16 protein-coding genes are annotated in these 13938 nt (G+C 59.8%); 8 read left to right on the top strand and 8 right to left on the bottom strand.

The window, feature by feature from the left end:
* Positions 1-272: 272 nt before the first annotated feature.
* The 5 genes from BK667_RS27045 to BK667_RS27025 form a co-directional block, all read right to left on the bottom strand.
* Positions 273-644, bottom strand: a complete 372-nt coding sequence (locus BK667_RS27045) for a glutathione S-transferase N-terminal domain-containing protein (protein ID WP_054048702.1) — start codon at positions 642-644, stop codon at positions 273-275.
* Between the two features lie 104 nt (positions 645-748).
* Positions 749-1294, bottom strand: coding sequence for a GTP cyclohydrolase I FolE (folE, locus tag BK667_RS27040; protein ID WP_003204506.1), 546 nt, complete (start codon positions 1292-1294; stop codon positions 749-751).
* Between the two features lie 77 nt (positions 1295-1371).
* Positions 1372-1929: a Smr/MutS family protein gene (locus BK667_RS27035; protein ID WP_123510762.1), complete on the bottom strand. Its 558-nt coding sequence runs from the start codon at positions 1927-1929 to the stop codon at positions 1372-1374.
* Positions 1930-2015: 86 nt separating this feature from the next.
* The gene (locus tag BK667_RS27030) at positions 2016-2336 is read right to left on the bottom strand and encodes a hypothetical protein (RefSeq protein WP_123510723.1); all 321 of its coding nucleotides are present in this window, start codon (positions 2334-2336) and stop codon (positions 2016-2018) included.
* A 131-nt stretch (positions 2337-2467) separates the two neighbouring features.
* Positions 2468-3058, bottom strand: a complete 591-nt coding sequence (locus BK667_RS27025) for a cysteine hydrolase family protein (RefSeq protein WP_123599415.1) — start codon at positions 3056-3058, stop codon at positions 2468-2470.
* Between the two features lie 253 nt (positions 3059-3311).
* Between BK667_RS27025 and prmB the strand changes: the two genes are divergently transcribed.
* Positions 3312-4220: a 50S ribosomal protein L3 N(5)-glutamine methyltransferase gene (gene prmB, locus BK667_RS27020; protein ID WP_123510727.1), complete on the top strand. Its 909-nt coding sequence runs from the start codon at positions 3312-3314 to the stop codon at positions 4218-4220.
* A gap of 124 nt (positions 4221-4344) precedes the next feature.
* On the opposite strand, the gene BK667_RS27015 is transcribed toward prmB, so the two are convergent.
* Positions 4345-5136 (bottom strand): hypothetical protein, encoded by a 792-nt coding sequence (locus tag BK667_RS27015; protein ID WP_123599414.1) that lies wholly within the window; start codon positions 5134-5136, stop codon positions 4345-4347.
* A 110-nt stretch (positions 5137-5246) separates the two neighbouring features.
* Positions 5247-6200, bottom strand: coding sequence for an alpha/beta hydrolase (locus BK667_RS27010; protein WP_123510731.1), 954 nt, complete (start codon positions 6198-6200; stop codon positions 5247-5249).
* Positions 6201-6329: 129 nt separating this feature from the next.
* Between BK667_RS27010 and aroC the strand changes: the two genes are divergently transcribed.
* The 5 genes from aroC (at position 6330) to mtnC (ending at position 10551) form a co-directional block, all read left to right on the top strand.
* Positions 6330-7421 (top strand): chorismate synthase, encoded by a 1092-nt coding sequence (gene aroC, locus BK667_RS27005; RefSeq protein WP_123599413.1) that lies wholly within the window; start codon positions 6330-6332, stop codon positions 7419-7421.
* A gap of 34 nt (positions 7422-7455) precedes the next feature.
* Positions 7456-8601 carry an MFS transporter gene (locus tag BK667_RS27000; protein WP_123510735.1) on the top strand — a complete coding sequence of 382 codons (1146 nt, stop codon included), beginning with the start codon at positions 7456-7458 and terminating at the stop codon, positions 8599-8601.
* On the top strand, positions 8598-9224 hold the full coding sequence (locus BK667_RS26995; RefSeq protein WP_054048583.1) for a methylthioribulose 1-phosphate dehydratase: 627 nt from the start codon (positions 8598-8600) through the stop codon (positions 9222-9224). Before BK667_RS27000 ends, BK667_RS26995 begins: the two co-directional genes overlap by 4 nt.
* Before the next feature lie 93 nt (positions 9225-9317).
* Positions 9318-9863, top strand: coding sequence for a 1,2-dihydroxy-3-keto-5-methylthiopentene dioxygenase (locus BK667_RS26990; protein WP_123510739.1), 546 nt, complete (start codon positions 9318-9320; stop codon positions 9861-9863).
* A gap of 4 nt (positions 9864-9867) precedes the next feature.
* Positions 9868-10551 carry an acireductone synthase gene (mtnC, locus tag BK667_RS26985; RefSeq protein WP_123599412.1) on the top strand — a complete coding sequence of 228 codons (684 nt, stop codon included), beginning with the start codon at positions 9868-9870 and terminating at the stop codon, positions 10549-10551.
* Between the two features lie 203 nt (positions 10552-10754).
* On the opposite strand, the gene BK667_RS26980 is transcribed toward mtnC, so the two are convergent.
* Positions 10755-11033 carry a DUF3509 domain-containing protein gene (locus BK667_RS26980; RefSeq protein ID WP_054048577.1) on the bottom strand — a complete coding sequence of 93 codons (279 nt, stop codon included), beginning with the start codon at positions 11031-11033 and terminating at the stop codon, positions 10755-10757.
* 343 nt (positions 11034-11376) lie between these two features.
* Between BK667_RS26980 and BK667_RS26975 the strand changes: the two genes are divergently transcribed.
* On the top strand, positions 11377-13203 hold the full coding sequence (locus BK667_RS26975) for a long-chain-acyl-CoA synthetase (protein ID WP_123599411.1): 1827 nt from the start codon (positions 11377-11379) through the stop codon (positions 13201-13203).
* 96 nt (positions 13204-13299) lie between these two features.
* Complete coding sequence (locus BK667_RS26970) at positions 13300-13818, top strand: ankyrin repeat domain-containing protein (protein ID WP_123403169.1); 519 nt, start codon at positions 13300-13302, stop codon at positions 13816-13818.
* Positions 13819-13938 lie beyond the last annotated feature (120 nt).

The following is a 13938-nucleotide window of genomic DNA, read 5'->3' as shown; positions in this document are numbered from 1 at the left end:
ATAATGTTTTTGATTTTGTCGACGAAAAGTTTGGCGCTAGGGATATATCGCCTGCGGTGACGCCTTTGCGGCGCGGCAGGAGGGTAGAAACAGAAAAACCGGCGCGAGGGCCGGTTTCTTTTTGTCTGGAGCTTTGCAGTGTCTGGGCTGGCCTCATCGCGGGCAAGCCTTGCTCCTACAGGTTGGGATTGATCGCAAAATGTGAGCAGCGCCACCAATCCGTAGGAGCAAGGCTTGCCCGCGATGGCGCCCGCAAAAACGCCACTGAAAAATCAGACAGCCGCAAACCGCTTATCCAGATAATCAATAATTACCTTGGACTCATACATCCAGGTGGTCTGGCCATTCTCTTCAATCCGCAGGCACGGCACTTTGATTTTGCCGCCCTGGTCCAGCAGGGTCTGGCGATCCTGTTCGTTGTTCTTCGCATCGCGCAGCGCCACCGGCACGTTCAAACGGCGCAAGGTGCGGCGGGTTTTCACGCAGAACGGGCAGGCGTGGAACTGATACAGGGTCAGGTCCTTTGCAGCGCTGTTGACCTGGGCTTGAGCCTCGGCCGGGCGCTGTTTCTTTCCCGGACGGGTGATGAAGTCGATGAAGATGATCAGTTGGCCAAGGCCGACACGAAGCGCTTTTACGAACACGTTGAAAGCCTCACGGTGGGAATCGAGAAAGGCGCGCAGCTTACCTGATTTTTCACAGGCGAAAAAAAACCGGCGATGAATGCCGGTTTTCTTCGTGTAGCGCGTTACTTGATCAGGCTGAGAAACTCGCTGCGAGTCGCTGCGTTTTCGCGGAACTCACCGAGCATCACCGAGGTGATCATCGACGAATTCTGTTTCTCGACACCGCGCATCATCATGCACATGTGCTTGGCCTCGATCACCACCGCAACGCCCAGGGCGCCGGTGACTTGCTGGACCGCATCGGCAATCTGGCGGCTGAGGTTTTCCTGAATCTGCAGGCGGCGGGCGTACATATCGACGATCCGCGCGACTTTCGACAGCCCCAAGACCTTGCCGCTCGGGATGTAGGCGACGTGGGCCTTGCCGATGAACGGCAGCAAGTGGTGTTCGCACAACGAGTAGAGCTCGATGTCCTTGACCAGCACCATTTCGCTGTTGTCGGAGCTGAACAAGGCACCGTTGGTGACTTCTTCCAGTGTCTGTTCGTAACCGCGGCAGAGGTACTGCATGGCTTTGGCGGCACGCTTTGGCGTGTCGAGCAGGCCCTCGCGGGAGACGTCCTCGCCCAATTGGCCGAGAATCGCGGTGTAATTCTGTTCCAGGGACATGAAACTACCTGTGGGATTTTTCGCAAAGGGCAAGGGTACGGTGGCGGACACGGCGCTGCAAGCGTGGCGCGACAGCTTTACTCGTCACGACCTTCCATCATGGTGCGTTTGAGCATCACATACACCGCGCCGGCGCCGCCGTGTTTCGGTTGGCACGAGGTGAATCCGAGCACCTGTGGATGCTGGCGTAGCCAGGTGTTGACGTGGCTTTTGATCATTGGGCGCTTGCCGTCCAGGCGTACGGCTTTGCCGTGGGTGACGCGCACGCAGCGGATTTCGAATTTGGTGGCTTCGGCGAGGAATGCCCAGAGGGTTTCCCGGGCCTTTTCCACATTCATGCCGTGCAGGTCGAGGCTGCCTTCGAACGGGATCTGGCCAATCTTGAGTTTGCGGATCTGGCTTTCCTGGACACCGTCGCGAGCCCACATCAACTCGTCTTCCGGTCCGACGTCGATCACGAACTGATCGGACAGGCCGTCAACGGTGGTGGCATCGGTGCGCACGGTGGCGGCCTGGCGCAGCTTGGCGATCTGGGCGCGGTCGCTTTTGGGTTTGCCGGTTTCGGCGCGATCATGCTTGATCGGCTTGATGCCTTGGGTCGCACTTTTGAACAGGGAAAAATCGTCGTCTTGCATGTCAGCCTCCGCGAAGGCCGCCAGTTTACCCAAGTCGGGACGCGATCGATAACAATTGGGCCCGGCAAACTGCCGAGCCCAAGAATTCAGTCGTGTTTTTTCATCAAATGCGGGGCCATGTTCAGCGCTTGCGATTGACGCGAGCGGCGACGGCAGCGGCGCCACAGCCACACGCCGATGTACAGCACGAACAGGCCAATAACCAGAATCACCGCCGAACCGACCTTGTTGGTATTCAACTCGCCCATGGCGGGCGCGTGGCCGAGCAGGCTGCCGACACCGGCCAGCGTCATCAACACGCCGAGCATCGCCAGCAGGGCGGCAATGGCTGCGCCGAATCGAAAACGCCAGTTGCTTTGGCCTTTGGGCCGCAAGCGGCGTGCATCAAAACCATCGGATAACTTCATTCCGACCTTCCTCAATGGGTATCGGCCCTTCGACCGGGAGTTGACCGGGATGTTCCTGAGGCTAGGGCAATTGCAGCAAATGAGAGGCTTTTGCGGATGAGCGGCGGCAACAGCCGCTCACCTGAAGTCGATCAGATCAGCTCGTGGGTCAGGGCGAGGGTGGCAAAGTTGTCCGCCATGATCGCCATTTCGGTCTGCTGAACGTGCTCGGCGCTCAGAACGCCACCCTTGTACGGCAAGTCGCGGGTTGCACAGGCATCTTCGACCAGCGTGCAACGAAAGCCCAGGTTCTTCGCGGCGCGCACCGTGGTGCTGACGCTGGAATGGCTCATGAAGCCGCAGACGATCAGGTCCAGGGAGCCGAGGTCTTGCAGGCGATCGTACAGCGTGGTGCCGTGGAATGCGCTCGGCAGCAATTTGCCGATAATGGTTTCGTCGCTCGTTGGCTCGAGGCCTGGAATGAACTCACCGCGTTCGCCCTGTGGATCGAACAGCCCGCCGACGGTGCCGAGGTGACGCACGTGCACGATCGGTCGACCGGCTGCACGGGCAGCGGCCACCAGTTGCTTGATGTTCGCGACGGCAGCATCCATGCCGCTCAGGGCCAACGGGCCGCTGAGGTATTCTTTCTGAGCATCGATGATAATGACGGTCGCTTGGCTCAGTTTGGCCGCCGGGTAACCGCGGCCGCTGAGTTGAAACATCGTTTGTGGAACGGACATTCTGGGGCTCCTTGGAGTGGGGCTTTTGCGACATTGTCCTCTGGCTGAGCGGTTCTGTGAATCGCTACCATCGTAGGCACCGTCGTTGTTGGCTTGCAGCCTTGTCAAGATGCTCATTATGTTCAATAGCCAACCGAAAAAATGGATAAGTCCTACATCTGATCCGGTGTTTTTCCTGCGTCGTCGTGGCGCGTTTTGGCTGTTAGAATCGCCAGTCGTTTTTCTGCCAGTCGTTTTATTTGGAGCTGCCGCTGTGATCACTTCCCGACTTCGTACCCTGCGCGACCATATCCGTTGGGCCGTCAGCCGCTTCCATGGGGAGGATCTGTTTTTCGGCCATGGGACCGACAACGCCTGGGACGAAGCCCGTCAACTGGTGTTGGGTGCGCTGCACTTGCCGTGGGAAATTGCCGACAGCTATCTGGACTGCAATCTGGAAGACGATGAGCTGGTCAATCTGCAACGCTTGCTCAAGCGTCGCATTCAGGAGCGCATTCCCACCGCTTACCTGTTGGGTGAGGCGTGGTTCTGCGGCATGTCGTTCATTGTCGATGAACGCGTGCTGATCCCGCGTTCACCGATCGGCGAGCTGATTGAAAAGCGCTTTGCGCCGTGGCTGGGTAACGATCCGGCGCGGATTCTTGACCTGTGCACCGGTTCCGGTTGCATCGGCATCGCCTGTGCCTATGAGTTCCAGAACGCCGAAGTGGTGCTGGCCGATCTGTCGTTCGAAGCGCTGGAAGTGGCCAACCAGAACATCGAGCGCCATGGCGTTGATGAGCGGGTGTACACGGTTCAGGGCGATGGTTTTGATGGCTTGCCAGGGCAACGTTTCGACCTGATCGTGTCGAACCCGCCCTACGTCGATGCGGAAGATTTCGCTGACATGCCGGACGAATACCAGCACGAACCGGAACTGGGCCTGGCCTGCGGTGACGACGGTTTGAACCTGGTGCGGCGGATGCTCGCCGAAGCGGCGAATCACCTGACCGAGAAGGGTTTGTTGATTGTCGAAGTGGGCAACAGCCAGGTGCACGTCGAAGCGCTGTACCCGGAAGTCGACTTCGCCTGGCTCGATTTCGAGCGCGGTGGGCATGGGGTGTTCATGTTGACGGCGGAGCAGTGCCGCGATCATCAGGCCGTGTTTGCTTCCCGCGTTTAACCGGTAAAGATCGTTCCCACGCTCTGCGTGGGAATGCCTCCACGGACGCTCTGCGTTCGGCTTGAAAAGGGACGCGGAGCGTCCCGGGCTGCATTCCCACGCAGAGCGTGGGAACGATCAGCCTTCAACGGTGCGTCGCAATCCAGATCAACAACCCCGCCTGAAACACCGAAAACGCCACCAGGCACGTAATCGTAAAACGCAATCCGGCGTCTTCGCGCTTGTACTTGCTGACCTTCTCTTCGTGTTTCTTGAGCTTCACTTCCTGCTCGGCCAAATTCTGCTCGGCCTGCTGCAGCATCTGCGCGGCTTCGAGAATTTCCACCTGTTGCAGCTTTTCGCTGTTCCAGTCCGCCAGCAAGTCGCCGACCTTCACCTCTTTGACGCTACCCTTCAAATGCTGGGCATCGGCGTACGCCACATCAAAACCGTGCACCCGCAAAAAGTGGTCACGACGCAGGCGCGTGTCTTCGTTCAGCGCATCTTTATTGTTCAGGTCGCTGCCGTCGACGGTGTAGGCGGGCCAGTGCCTTTTCGCCCAGCTAATGCCCTGAGCGGCCAGATAGCGCCCGATGCCGCGGTTCATCGGCTCGATTTGCAAGCCGCTTTCAGGCCCGAAATGCACGCGCCGGGTCTCATGATCGACCCACACGTCCAAGTGATTCTGCTCTTTGCGCACTCGTTGGCCCGGCAGCTTGATGGTCAGGCGCATCAGGCTGCGTTCCTTGCTGTTGCGCTCGGCGTAACCGAACTCGACAAAGCGCAACGGCCGGCTACCGGTGTTGCGGTCGGTCTTCAACGGCGCAAGGCGGAGCATCCTGTGGTGCTCGGCGTGGACGTCCGCCCACGGCAGCTCGACCACTGGGGGTGCGTCTTTTTCAGCGGTGGTGTCGGGTGAAGTCTGGGTATCAGTCATAACGGCGAGATCCTGTCCAAGCTCTGCTTGCCGCCAGTCATAGCGCTGGCGACAAAGGCTTATCGGCCGTTTTTTTGAAGTCTAGAGGGCAAACAGAGCTTAAACAGCGCTTAACTGGAGCGAAGTCCGTCAATAAACCCGAGGATTCGCGAGCCAAGTTCGGCCGCCAGTGGCAAATTCGGATCCTTATAGGAAGCCAATTGCCGTTTCACGTCGTTGGGCACGATGCGCATCACGTGGTTCATGCCTTCGATCACCGCCAATTCAGCGTCGGGTTTGGCTGCCTTGAGCAACTTGGCGTCACCCACCCCGACCTGGATATCGCTGGTGCCCTGGATGATCAGCGCCGGCATCTTCAACTTGGCGAAAGCCGCCGCCGGATCCTGGCGGAACAGCGAAATCAAATACGGCTGCACGCTTGGGCGGAAAATCACCTGCAATTGCGGCGGTACGTTGTCATCGGTGTGGCCAGCCTTGAGGCTGTCGAGCAGTTCATTGCTGCGCAGCATCAGTGGTGGCGGCAGGCGATTGGCTAATTGTTGGCGCAGCACCTGATCCACCGGCCGGGCGCTGCCGGACATGGAAATCACCGCCGCCGCATCGACGCTCGGTGCCGCGAGGGTGGCGATCAAGGCGCCTTCGCTGTGGCCCAGCAGGATCAATTTTCCAAAACGCGGATCGGTCTTGAGCTTGCGGCTCCAGGCTTCGGCGTCGGCGACATAGGCTTCCACCGACAGATTGCGTTCGTCCGGGGTCGCGGCCAGGCTGGCCGCCACGCCGCGCTTGTCGTAGCGCACGCTGGCGATGTTGTGTTTGGCCAGCACCCAGGCCAGGCGCTTGAGGCTGTCGTTGCGCCCGCCGTCGGGGTTGTTTCCGTCGCGATCCGTAGGACCGGAGCCGGAAATGATCAGGACAACCGGCACTGGCGCGTCGGATTTAGGCAGCAATAAAGAGCCGAAAAGCTCTCCGGTGCCGGTATCCAAAGTAATCGGTCGTTGTAGGACGGTCGCCTGCACGAAGCCGGTAAACAGGGTAAGGCTCAAGGCTAGAACTCGCAGCATCATCACGCCATCATGGACAAGGTGCCGGTTGGACTCGCGGGCACCCGGAAGGTTCGAGGATGAACTACTTGGGTTGCCTGCGTATACTGGCGCGCATTACGTATTCAGGTTCGATTTCACGGAGCGTCCCGCATGTCCGGCAATACCTACGGCAAGCTGTTCACTGTCACCACCGCTGGCGAAAGCCATGGTCCGGCGTTGGTCGCCATTGTCGACGGCTGCCCGCCGGGTCTGGAGATTTCCCTGGAGGATCTGCAGCGTGACCTTGACCGCCGCAAGCCCGGCACCAGCCGCCACACCACCCAGCGCCAGGAAGCCGACGAAGTCGAAATCCTCAGCGGCGTGTTCGAAGGCCGCACCACCGGTTGCGCCATTGGCCTGTTGATCCGCAACACCGACCAGAAGTCCAAGGACTACTCGGCGATCAAGGATCTGTTCCGTCCGGCCCACGCCGACTACACCTACCACCATAAATACGGCGAGCGCGATTACCGCGGCGGCGGTCGCAGCTCGGCCCGGGAAACCGCGATGCGGGTGGCGGCGGGGGCGATTGCCAAGAAATACCTGGCCAGCCAGGGCATCGTCATTCGTGGCTACATGAGCCAGCTCGGCCCGATTGAAATCCCGTTCAAGACTTGGGATTCGGTGGAAGACAACGCGTTCTTCAGCCCCGATCCAGACAAGGTGCCGGAACTGGAAGCCTACATGGACCAGTTGCGCCGCGACCAGGATTCGGTCGGCGCCAAGATCACCGTGGTCGCTGAAGGCGTGATGCCGGGCCTGGGCGAGCCGATCTTCGACCGCCTCGACGCCGAACTGGCCCACGCGCTGATGAGCATCAACGCGGTCAAAGGCGTGGAAATCGGCGCCGGTTTCGCCAGCGTCGCCCAGCGCGGCACCGAACACCGCGATGAAATGACCCCGGAAGGTTTCCTCAGCAACAACGCTGGCGGCATTCTCGGCGGGATCTCGTCGGGCCAGCCAATCGTCGCGCATCTGGCATTGAAGCCAACGTCGAGCATCACTACGCCCGGCCGTTCCATCGACATCCATGGCAACCCGGTGGACGTGATCACCAAGGGCCGCCACGACCCGTGCGTCGGCATCCGTGCCACGCCGATTGCCGAAGCGATGATGGCCATCGTGCTGATGGACCACCTGCTGCGTCACCGTGGGCAGAACGCCGATGTGCAAGTGAGTACGCCGGTGTTGGGTCAGCTTTAATGGCTCACCTGACAGTCGCCGGGGTCTGAAGACCTTGGCGTCGCTCCCGTACTGGCGGCTTTCCAGTTTCTACCTGTTCTATTTCGCCTTGCTCGGTTCGACAGCGCCATTCCTGGCGCTGTACTTCGATCACCTGGGCTTTTCCAGCGCGCGTATCGGCGAGCTGGTGGCGATCCCGATGCTGATGCGCTGCGTGGCGCCGAACATCTGGGGTTGGCTCGGTGACTACACCGGTCGACGCCTGGCCATCGTGCGCTTCGGCGCAGTCTGCACGCTGCTGACGTTCTCGCTGATCTTCGTCAGCAAAACCTACGCCTGGCTGGCGATGGTCATGGCCCTGCACGCGTTCTTCTGGCATGCGGTGCTGCCACAGTTCGAAGTCATCACCCTGGCGCACCTGAAGGGCCAGACCTCCCGTTACAGTCAGATTCGTTTGTGGGGCTCCATCGGTTTCATCATCACCGTGGTCGCACTCGGGCGGGTCTTTGAATGGCTGAGCCTGGACATCTACCCCGTGGCGCTGGTGCTGATCATGGCCGGGATCGTCGTCAGCAGTTTGTGGGTGCCGAACGCGCAACCGGTGCAGAGCGAACGCGTGACCGGGGAGGGCTTCCTCAAGCAATTGCGCAGCCCTGGGGTGTTGGCGTTTTACGGTTGTGTGGCGCTGATGCAGATGAGTCATGGGCCGTATTACACCTTTCTGACCCTGCATCTGGAACGTCTCGGTTACAGCCGTGGCGTGATCGGCATGCTCTGGGCCGTCGGTGTTGTCGCCGAAGTCTTGATGTTCCTGGCCATGAGCAAAATCCTCGCGCGCTTCTCGGTGCGCCGGGTGCTGATGGCGAGTTTTCTGCTGGCGGCCCTGCGCTGGTTGTTGCTAGGTTCGTTCGCTGAGTTTCTCTGGGTGCTGCTGTTCGCGCAGGTATTGCACGCGGCCACTTTCGGCAGCTTTCACGCGGCTGCCATCCAGTTCGTGCAACGTAGCTTCGGCGCCCGTCAGCAAGGCCAGGGCCAGGCGTTATACGCGGCACTGGCCGGCACCGGCGGCGCCCTCGGCGCGTTGTATTCCGGCTACAGCTGGAATGCCCTCGGCGCCACATTGACCTTTAGTATCGCCAGCCTCGCAGCCTTCGCGGCTGCCGTTATCATTGCCACACGTATGCAAGAGGACCGGCCATGAGCCTTACCCGTGAACACCTCGCCCAGGAAATCATCGACGCCGGGCGTTTTTTGTATGGTCGCGGCTGGTCGCCGGCCACCAGCAGCAACTATTCGACACGCCTGTCGCCGACCGAAGCGTTGCTGACGGTGTCGGGCAAGCACAAAGGCCAGTTGGGCCTCGACGATGTGCTGGCCACCGATCTGTCGGGCAACAGCCTGGAACCGGGCAAAAAGCCGTCCGCCGAAACCCTGCTGCACACCCAGCTGTATAGCTGGCGCCCGGAAATCGGTGCGGTGCTGCACACCCATTCAGTGAATGCCACGGTGCTGTCGCGCCTGACGCCGCAAGATTTCATCGAGTTCGAAGACTACGAGCTGCAAAAAGCCTTCAGCGGCGTGTCGACCCACGAGTCCCGGGTGCGGGTGCCGATTTTTGACAATGATCAGGATATTGCGCGCCTCGCCGCCAAGGTGCAGCCTTGGCTCGACGCCCATCCCGATTGCGTCGGCTACCTGATTCGCGGCCACGGCCTCTACACCTGGGGCGCACGCATGAGCGACGCCCTGCGCCAGATCGAGGCCTTTGAATTTTTGTTCGAGTGCGAGTTGAAGACCCGCAGCGTCATGAACCGCCAAGGCTGACTTCACCGGAAGTAGCCCATTTGCCTGATGAAGCGCCGCGCCCGACCGGTCTGAAAGAACCGGACGGTGCGGCCGAAACCGAGGAATTGCCCCATGAGCAGCCTGTCCGTTTATCACGTCTCAAGCCCGGAAATACCGAACAAGGTCCTGACCCACTTCGAAGACATCGCTTCGACCCTCGCCGAGCAGGGTGTGCGTTTCGACCGCTGGCAAGCCACCGCGAAAATCCAGCCCGGCGCCAGCCAGGAAGAAGTGATCGCCGCGTACCAGGAACAGATCGACAAACTGATGACCGAACGCGGCTACATCACCGTCGATGTCATCAGCCTCAACAGTGATCACCCGCAAAAAGCCGAGCTGCGCGCCAAGTTCCTCGACGAGCACCGCCATGGGGAAGACGAAGTACGATTTTTCGTCGCCGGCCGTGGGTTGTTTACCCTGCACATCGACGATTACGTCTACGCCGTGCTCTGCGAGAAAAACGACCTGATCTCGGTCCCGGCCGGCACGCCGCACTGGTTCGACATGGGCGAGCATCCGCATTTCGTAGCGATCCGTTTGTTCAACAACCCCGAAGGCTGGGTCGCCAAGTTCACCGGCGAAGACATCGCCAACCGCTTCCCGCGTCTTGAGGACTGATTTAATGCCGATCAAAGCGATTCTCACCGACATCGAAGGCACCACCAGCGCGGTGAGTTTTGTGTTCGACGTGTTGTTTCCTTACGCCGCCAAACACCTGCCGAACTTTGTTCGCCAACACGCCGCACGGGCGGATGTCGCTGAGCAACTGGACGCCGTGCGCCGGGACAGTAACGAACCTGAGGCAAACGTTGAGCGGGTCATTGAAATCCTGCTGGGCTGGATCGCCGAAGACCGCAAGGCCACGCCGCTCAAGGCGTTGCAAGGCATGGTCTGGGCGCAGGGCTATCAGGCCGGGCAGTTGAAGGGCCATGTTTACCCGGATGCCGTTGAAGCGCTCAAGCGCTGGCATCAGGATGGCTACAGTTTGTTTGTTTATTCCTCGGGCTCGATCCAGGCGCAAAAACTGATCTTCGGTTGCTCGGAGGCGGGGGATTTGTCGCCGTTGTTCAGCGGCTACTTCGACACCACCTCAGGGCCCAAGCGCGAGGCACAGTCCTATGCGCGCATTACTCAGGCGATTTCACTCGAGGCTTCGCAGATTCTGTTCCTGTCCGACATCGTCGAAGAACTCGACGCGGCGCGTACGGCTGGCATGGCGACGTGCGGGTTGGCCCGAGAAGGCGGTGAGTTGGCGGGGCATGTGACGGTCGACAGCTTTGCTCGGATCAACCCTGCTGCGATGTAACCCACATAACCTGTAGGAGCGAGGCTTGCCCGCGAAGGCGTCGGATCAGCCAACATTTATGTCGCCTGACACACCGCCTTCGCGGGCAAGCCTCGCTCCTACAGGGTATGCAGGGGGATTGCAGGGAATCGTGTTACTCCAGAAACAACTCAGGCCGTGAAGCGAAAGCTGTCACGGCCTGTTTGTTTAAAGCGGCAAACGATTTACGCCGAATGATAAGTCGGCAGTGCAAACCGTTGCTGACTTTGCAGCATGGAGATCTGCGGCAGTTCGCTGGCCTGTTCAGCCAGGTCACGGCGAATGGCGCTGATCACCCACGACAGCTGATCACCAGCATGCAATTGCTGGTAAGAAATCGAACGTTTAAACACTTTGCCTTCGGTGCTGCGCAGCGTCAGCAGGATGCCACCGTCAGGTCGTGCCTGGGTGGTCACGTCGAAGTTGGAGAACAGCGAGGTAAATTTTTCTTGGATCAGGCTCATGTCTATCAGCTCCGTTAGCGCTTAATTAGCAAGCATGGAGAGGTAGTTGCAGTGATTGTGCCAGCACCGTAAATTTTAAAAGCCGTTATAAATCAATAAGTTATTTATATGTCGGTTTTTTGGTTTCGTGCAATCTGCATGAATGGCCATCGTGCATCCTGCATTTTGCGTGGTTACGCACGATTGAATGGAACGAATGGCACGGCCAGGGATCACGTTTTCCCAGGTATCCAGGGCGGATACAAAACATTGCAAAAACCGCGTGTACAGCTCCAGAACCGCTGACGTATTTTCGGGCTCAATCAACGCCGCCCGACAATAAGAAGACCGACCGGGAGCTACCATGAGCGACACGATTACCTGGGGCATGATGCTCCGCAAACTGCCGACCATTGCCAAAGCCATTCCTCGCGTGGTGAAAGGCATGAAGGCCGCCAACGTCAAGGACCCGACCCAACCGTGTGGCCTCGGCTGGTGCTTCGAGCAGGCGACCTTGCGCAATCCCGATGGCCTCGCCTTGCTGCAAGACGAGGTGTTGCTGACGTATACGCAGGTCAATCAATGGGCCAATCGCATCGCCCATCACCTGGTCAGTCAAGGAATCGGCAAGGGCGATGTGGTGGCGGTCTTCATCGAGAACCGCCCGGAACTGCTGGTGACGATCCTGGCGGTGGCCAAGGTCGGTGCGATCAGTGCGTTGCTCAATACCTCGCAGACCCGCGACACCCTGGCCCACAGCCTGAACCTGGTGGCGCCGGTGGCGATCATCGTCGGCGAAGAGTTGGTGCCGGCGTTTTCGGCGGTTCGCGAGCGGGTGTCTATCCCGGCGGCACGCACCTGGTTCGTGGCTGACCGCGACACTTTCAGCTATCCGGGCATTTCGCCCGATCGCTTCGTCAACCTGATGATGGCTTGCGCCGACGCCCCCGACGACAACCCGGCCAGCAGCCAGCAGGTGTTTTTCGACGACACTTGCTTCTATATCTACACCTCCGGTACCACCGGGTTGCCCAAGGCGGGCGTGTTCAAGCACGGGCGCTGGATGCGCAGCTCCGCCAGTTTCGGAATGATTGCCCTGGATATGCAGCCGCAAGATGTCGTGTATTGCACTTTGCCGCTCTACCATGCCACCGGGCTTTGCGTGTGCTGGGGCTCGGCTATCAGCGGCGCTTCGGGGTTTGCCATCCGCCGCAAGTTCAGCGCCAGTCAGTTCTGGAGCGACGTACGCAAGTACCAGGCGACCACGTTGGGATACGTCGGCGAACTCTGCCGTTATCTGGTGGATCAACCGGTCAGTGCCAACGACAACCAGCACGGCGTGACCAAGATGATCGGCAACGGCCTGCGCCCCGGCGCCTGGCGCGAATTCAAGACGCGCTTCGGGGTGAGCCACATCTGCGAGCTGTACGCGGCCAGCGACGGCAACATCGGTTTCACCAACATCCTCAACTTCGACAACACCATCGGTTTTTCCCTGATGTCCTGGGAACTGGTGGCGTACGACCACGACAGCGGCGCGCCGATTCGCAACGCCAAGGGCCTGATGAGTAAAGTCGCCAAGGGCGGGCAGGGGTTGCTGCTGGCGAAAATCGACGACAAGGCACCCCTCGACGGCTACACCGATCCGCAGAAAACCGAGAAAGTCGTGCTCCACGATGTGTTCGCCAAGGGCGACCGCTATTTCAATACCGGCGACCTGCTGCGCAACATCGGTTTCGGTCACGCGCAGTTTGTCGATCGCTTGGGCGACACCTACCGCTGGAAGGGCGAGAACGTTTCGACCACCGAGGTCGAGAATATCCTGTTGAAACACCCGAACATCTGCGAGGCGGTGGCCTACGGTGTGGAGATCCGCAACACCAACGGTCGCGCCGGGATGGCGGCGATTACCCCAACCGAGTCCTTGGCGACCCTGGATTTCAGCGAGCTGCTGAGTTTTGCCCGCCAGCAAATGCCTGCCTACGCAGTGCCGTTGTTCCTGCGGGTGAAAGTGAAAATGGAGACCACCGGGACCTTCAAATACCAAAAGACCCGACTCAAGGACGAAGCCTTCGACCCCGGCAAAACCGGCGATGATCCGATCTACGCCTGGCTGCCGGGCACCCAGACCTACGTGCAAGTCACCGGCGAGGTACTGGCGGATATTCACGCGGGCAAGTACCGCTATTGAATCTGGCTATGGTCGCCCATGAGAAAAAAGGAGTGACAGGCGCCGGAGCGCTCGGGAAACTGTCGGCTTTCCGATTGACCGAATAGAGAGTCCCCCATGTCAGACCAAAGCCGCCAGATGACGCCCGAAGAAGCCGCTGAATTTGCCGAACAGGTATTCAACAAAGCGCGGGAGGGCGATGCGGCCATGATGGCTGCGCTGCTGACCAAAGGCCTGCCGCCGAACCTGCGTAACCACAAGGGCGACACCTTGCTGATGCTCGCCGCCTACCATGGCCACGTCGAGACCGTCAAAGTGCTGCTGGAACACAAGGCCGACCCGGAAATCCGCAACGACAACGGCCAGAGCCCGATTGCCGGCGCCGCGTTCAAGGGCGACCTGGCGGTGGTCAAAGCGTTGGTCGACGGCGGGGCGCAAGTGGAAGGTTCGTCGTTCGACGGCCGCACGGCGCTGATGATGGCGGCGATGTTCAACCGCGTGGAAATTGTTGATTACCTGATCAGCAAGGGCGCGGACCCGAAAGCCAAGGATGCCAATGGTGTCTCGGCGCTGGATGCGGCCAAAACCATGGGTGCCGTAGACACCACTGCTCAATTGCAGAAATTGCTGGCGTAACCCGCACTGTGGGAGCAAGGCTTACCCGCGATAGCGATCTCGAGGACGCCATCGCGGGCAAGCCTTGCTCCTACAGAGCCATTGCGGGGCCTTATGGGTTATCCTTCGCGCCCTCAAAAT

The organism is Pseudomonas frederiksbergensis (assembly GCF_003732705.1).
GTDB lineage: Bacteria > Pseudomonadota > Gammaproteobacteria > Pseudomonadales > Pseudomonadaceae > Aquipseudomonas > Aquipseudomonas frederiksbergensis_F.
Note: the sequence above shows the minus strand (reverse complement) of the source record. Positions and strands in the feature narration are given on the sequence as shown.

Excerpts from the sequence above, each read along its gene's own strand:
- folE (WP_003204506.1), bottom strand. The coding sequence starts at position 1,294 with ATGTCCCTGGAACAGAATTACACCGCGATTCTCGGCCAATTGGGCGAG.
- BK667_RS27035 (WP_123510762.1), bottom strand. The coding sequence starts at position 1,929 with ATGCAAGACGACGATTTTTCCCTGTTCAAAAGTGCGACCCAAGGCATC.
- BK667_RS27030 (WP_123510723.1), bottom strand. The coding sequence starts at position 2,336 with ATGAAGTTATCCGATGGTTTTGATGCACGCCGCTTGCGGCCCAAAGGC.
- BK667_RS27025 (WP_123599415.1), bottom strand. The coding sequence starts at position 3,058 with ATGTCCGTTCCACAAACGATGTTTCAACTCAGCGGCCGCGGTTACCCG.
- BK667_RS27015 (WP_123599414.1), bottom strand. The coding sequence starts at position 5,136 with ATGACTGATACCCAGACTTCACCCGACACCACCGCTGAAAAAGACGCA.
- BK667_RS27010 (WP_123510731.1), bottom strand. The coding sequence starts at position 6,200 with ATGATGCTGCGAGTTCTAGCCTTGAGCCTTACCCTGTTTACCGGCTTC.
- aroC (WP_123599413.1), top strand. The coding sequence starts at position 6,330 with ATGTCCGGCAATACCTACGGCAAGCTGTTCACTGTCACCACCGCTGGC.
- BK667_RS26995 (WP_054048583.1), top strand. The coding sequence starts at position 8,598 with ATGAGCCTTACCCGTGAACACCTCGCCCAGGAAATCATCGACGCCGGG.
- BK667_RS26990 (WP_123510739.1), top strand. The coding sequence starts at position 9,318 with ATGAGCAGCCTGTCCGTTTATCACGTCTCAAGCCCGGAAATACCGAAC.
- mtnC (WP_123599412.1), top strand. The coding sequence starts at position 9,868 with ATGCCGATCAAAGCGATTCTCACCGACATCGAAGGCACCACCAGCGCG.
- BK667_RS26980 (WP_054048577.1), bottom strand. The coding sequence starts at position 11,033 with ATGAGCCTGATCCAAGAAAAATTTACCTCGCTGTTCTCCAACTTCGAC.
- BK667_RS26975 (WP_123599411.1), top strand. The coding sequence starts at position 11,377 with ATGAGCGACACGATTACCTGGGGCATGATGCTCCGCAAACTGCCGACC.
- BK667_RS26970 (WP_123403169.1), top strand. The coding sequence starts at position 13,300 with ATGTCAGACCAAAGCCGCCAGATGACGCCCGAAGAAGCCGCTGAATTT.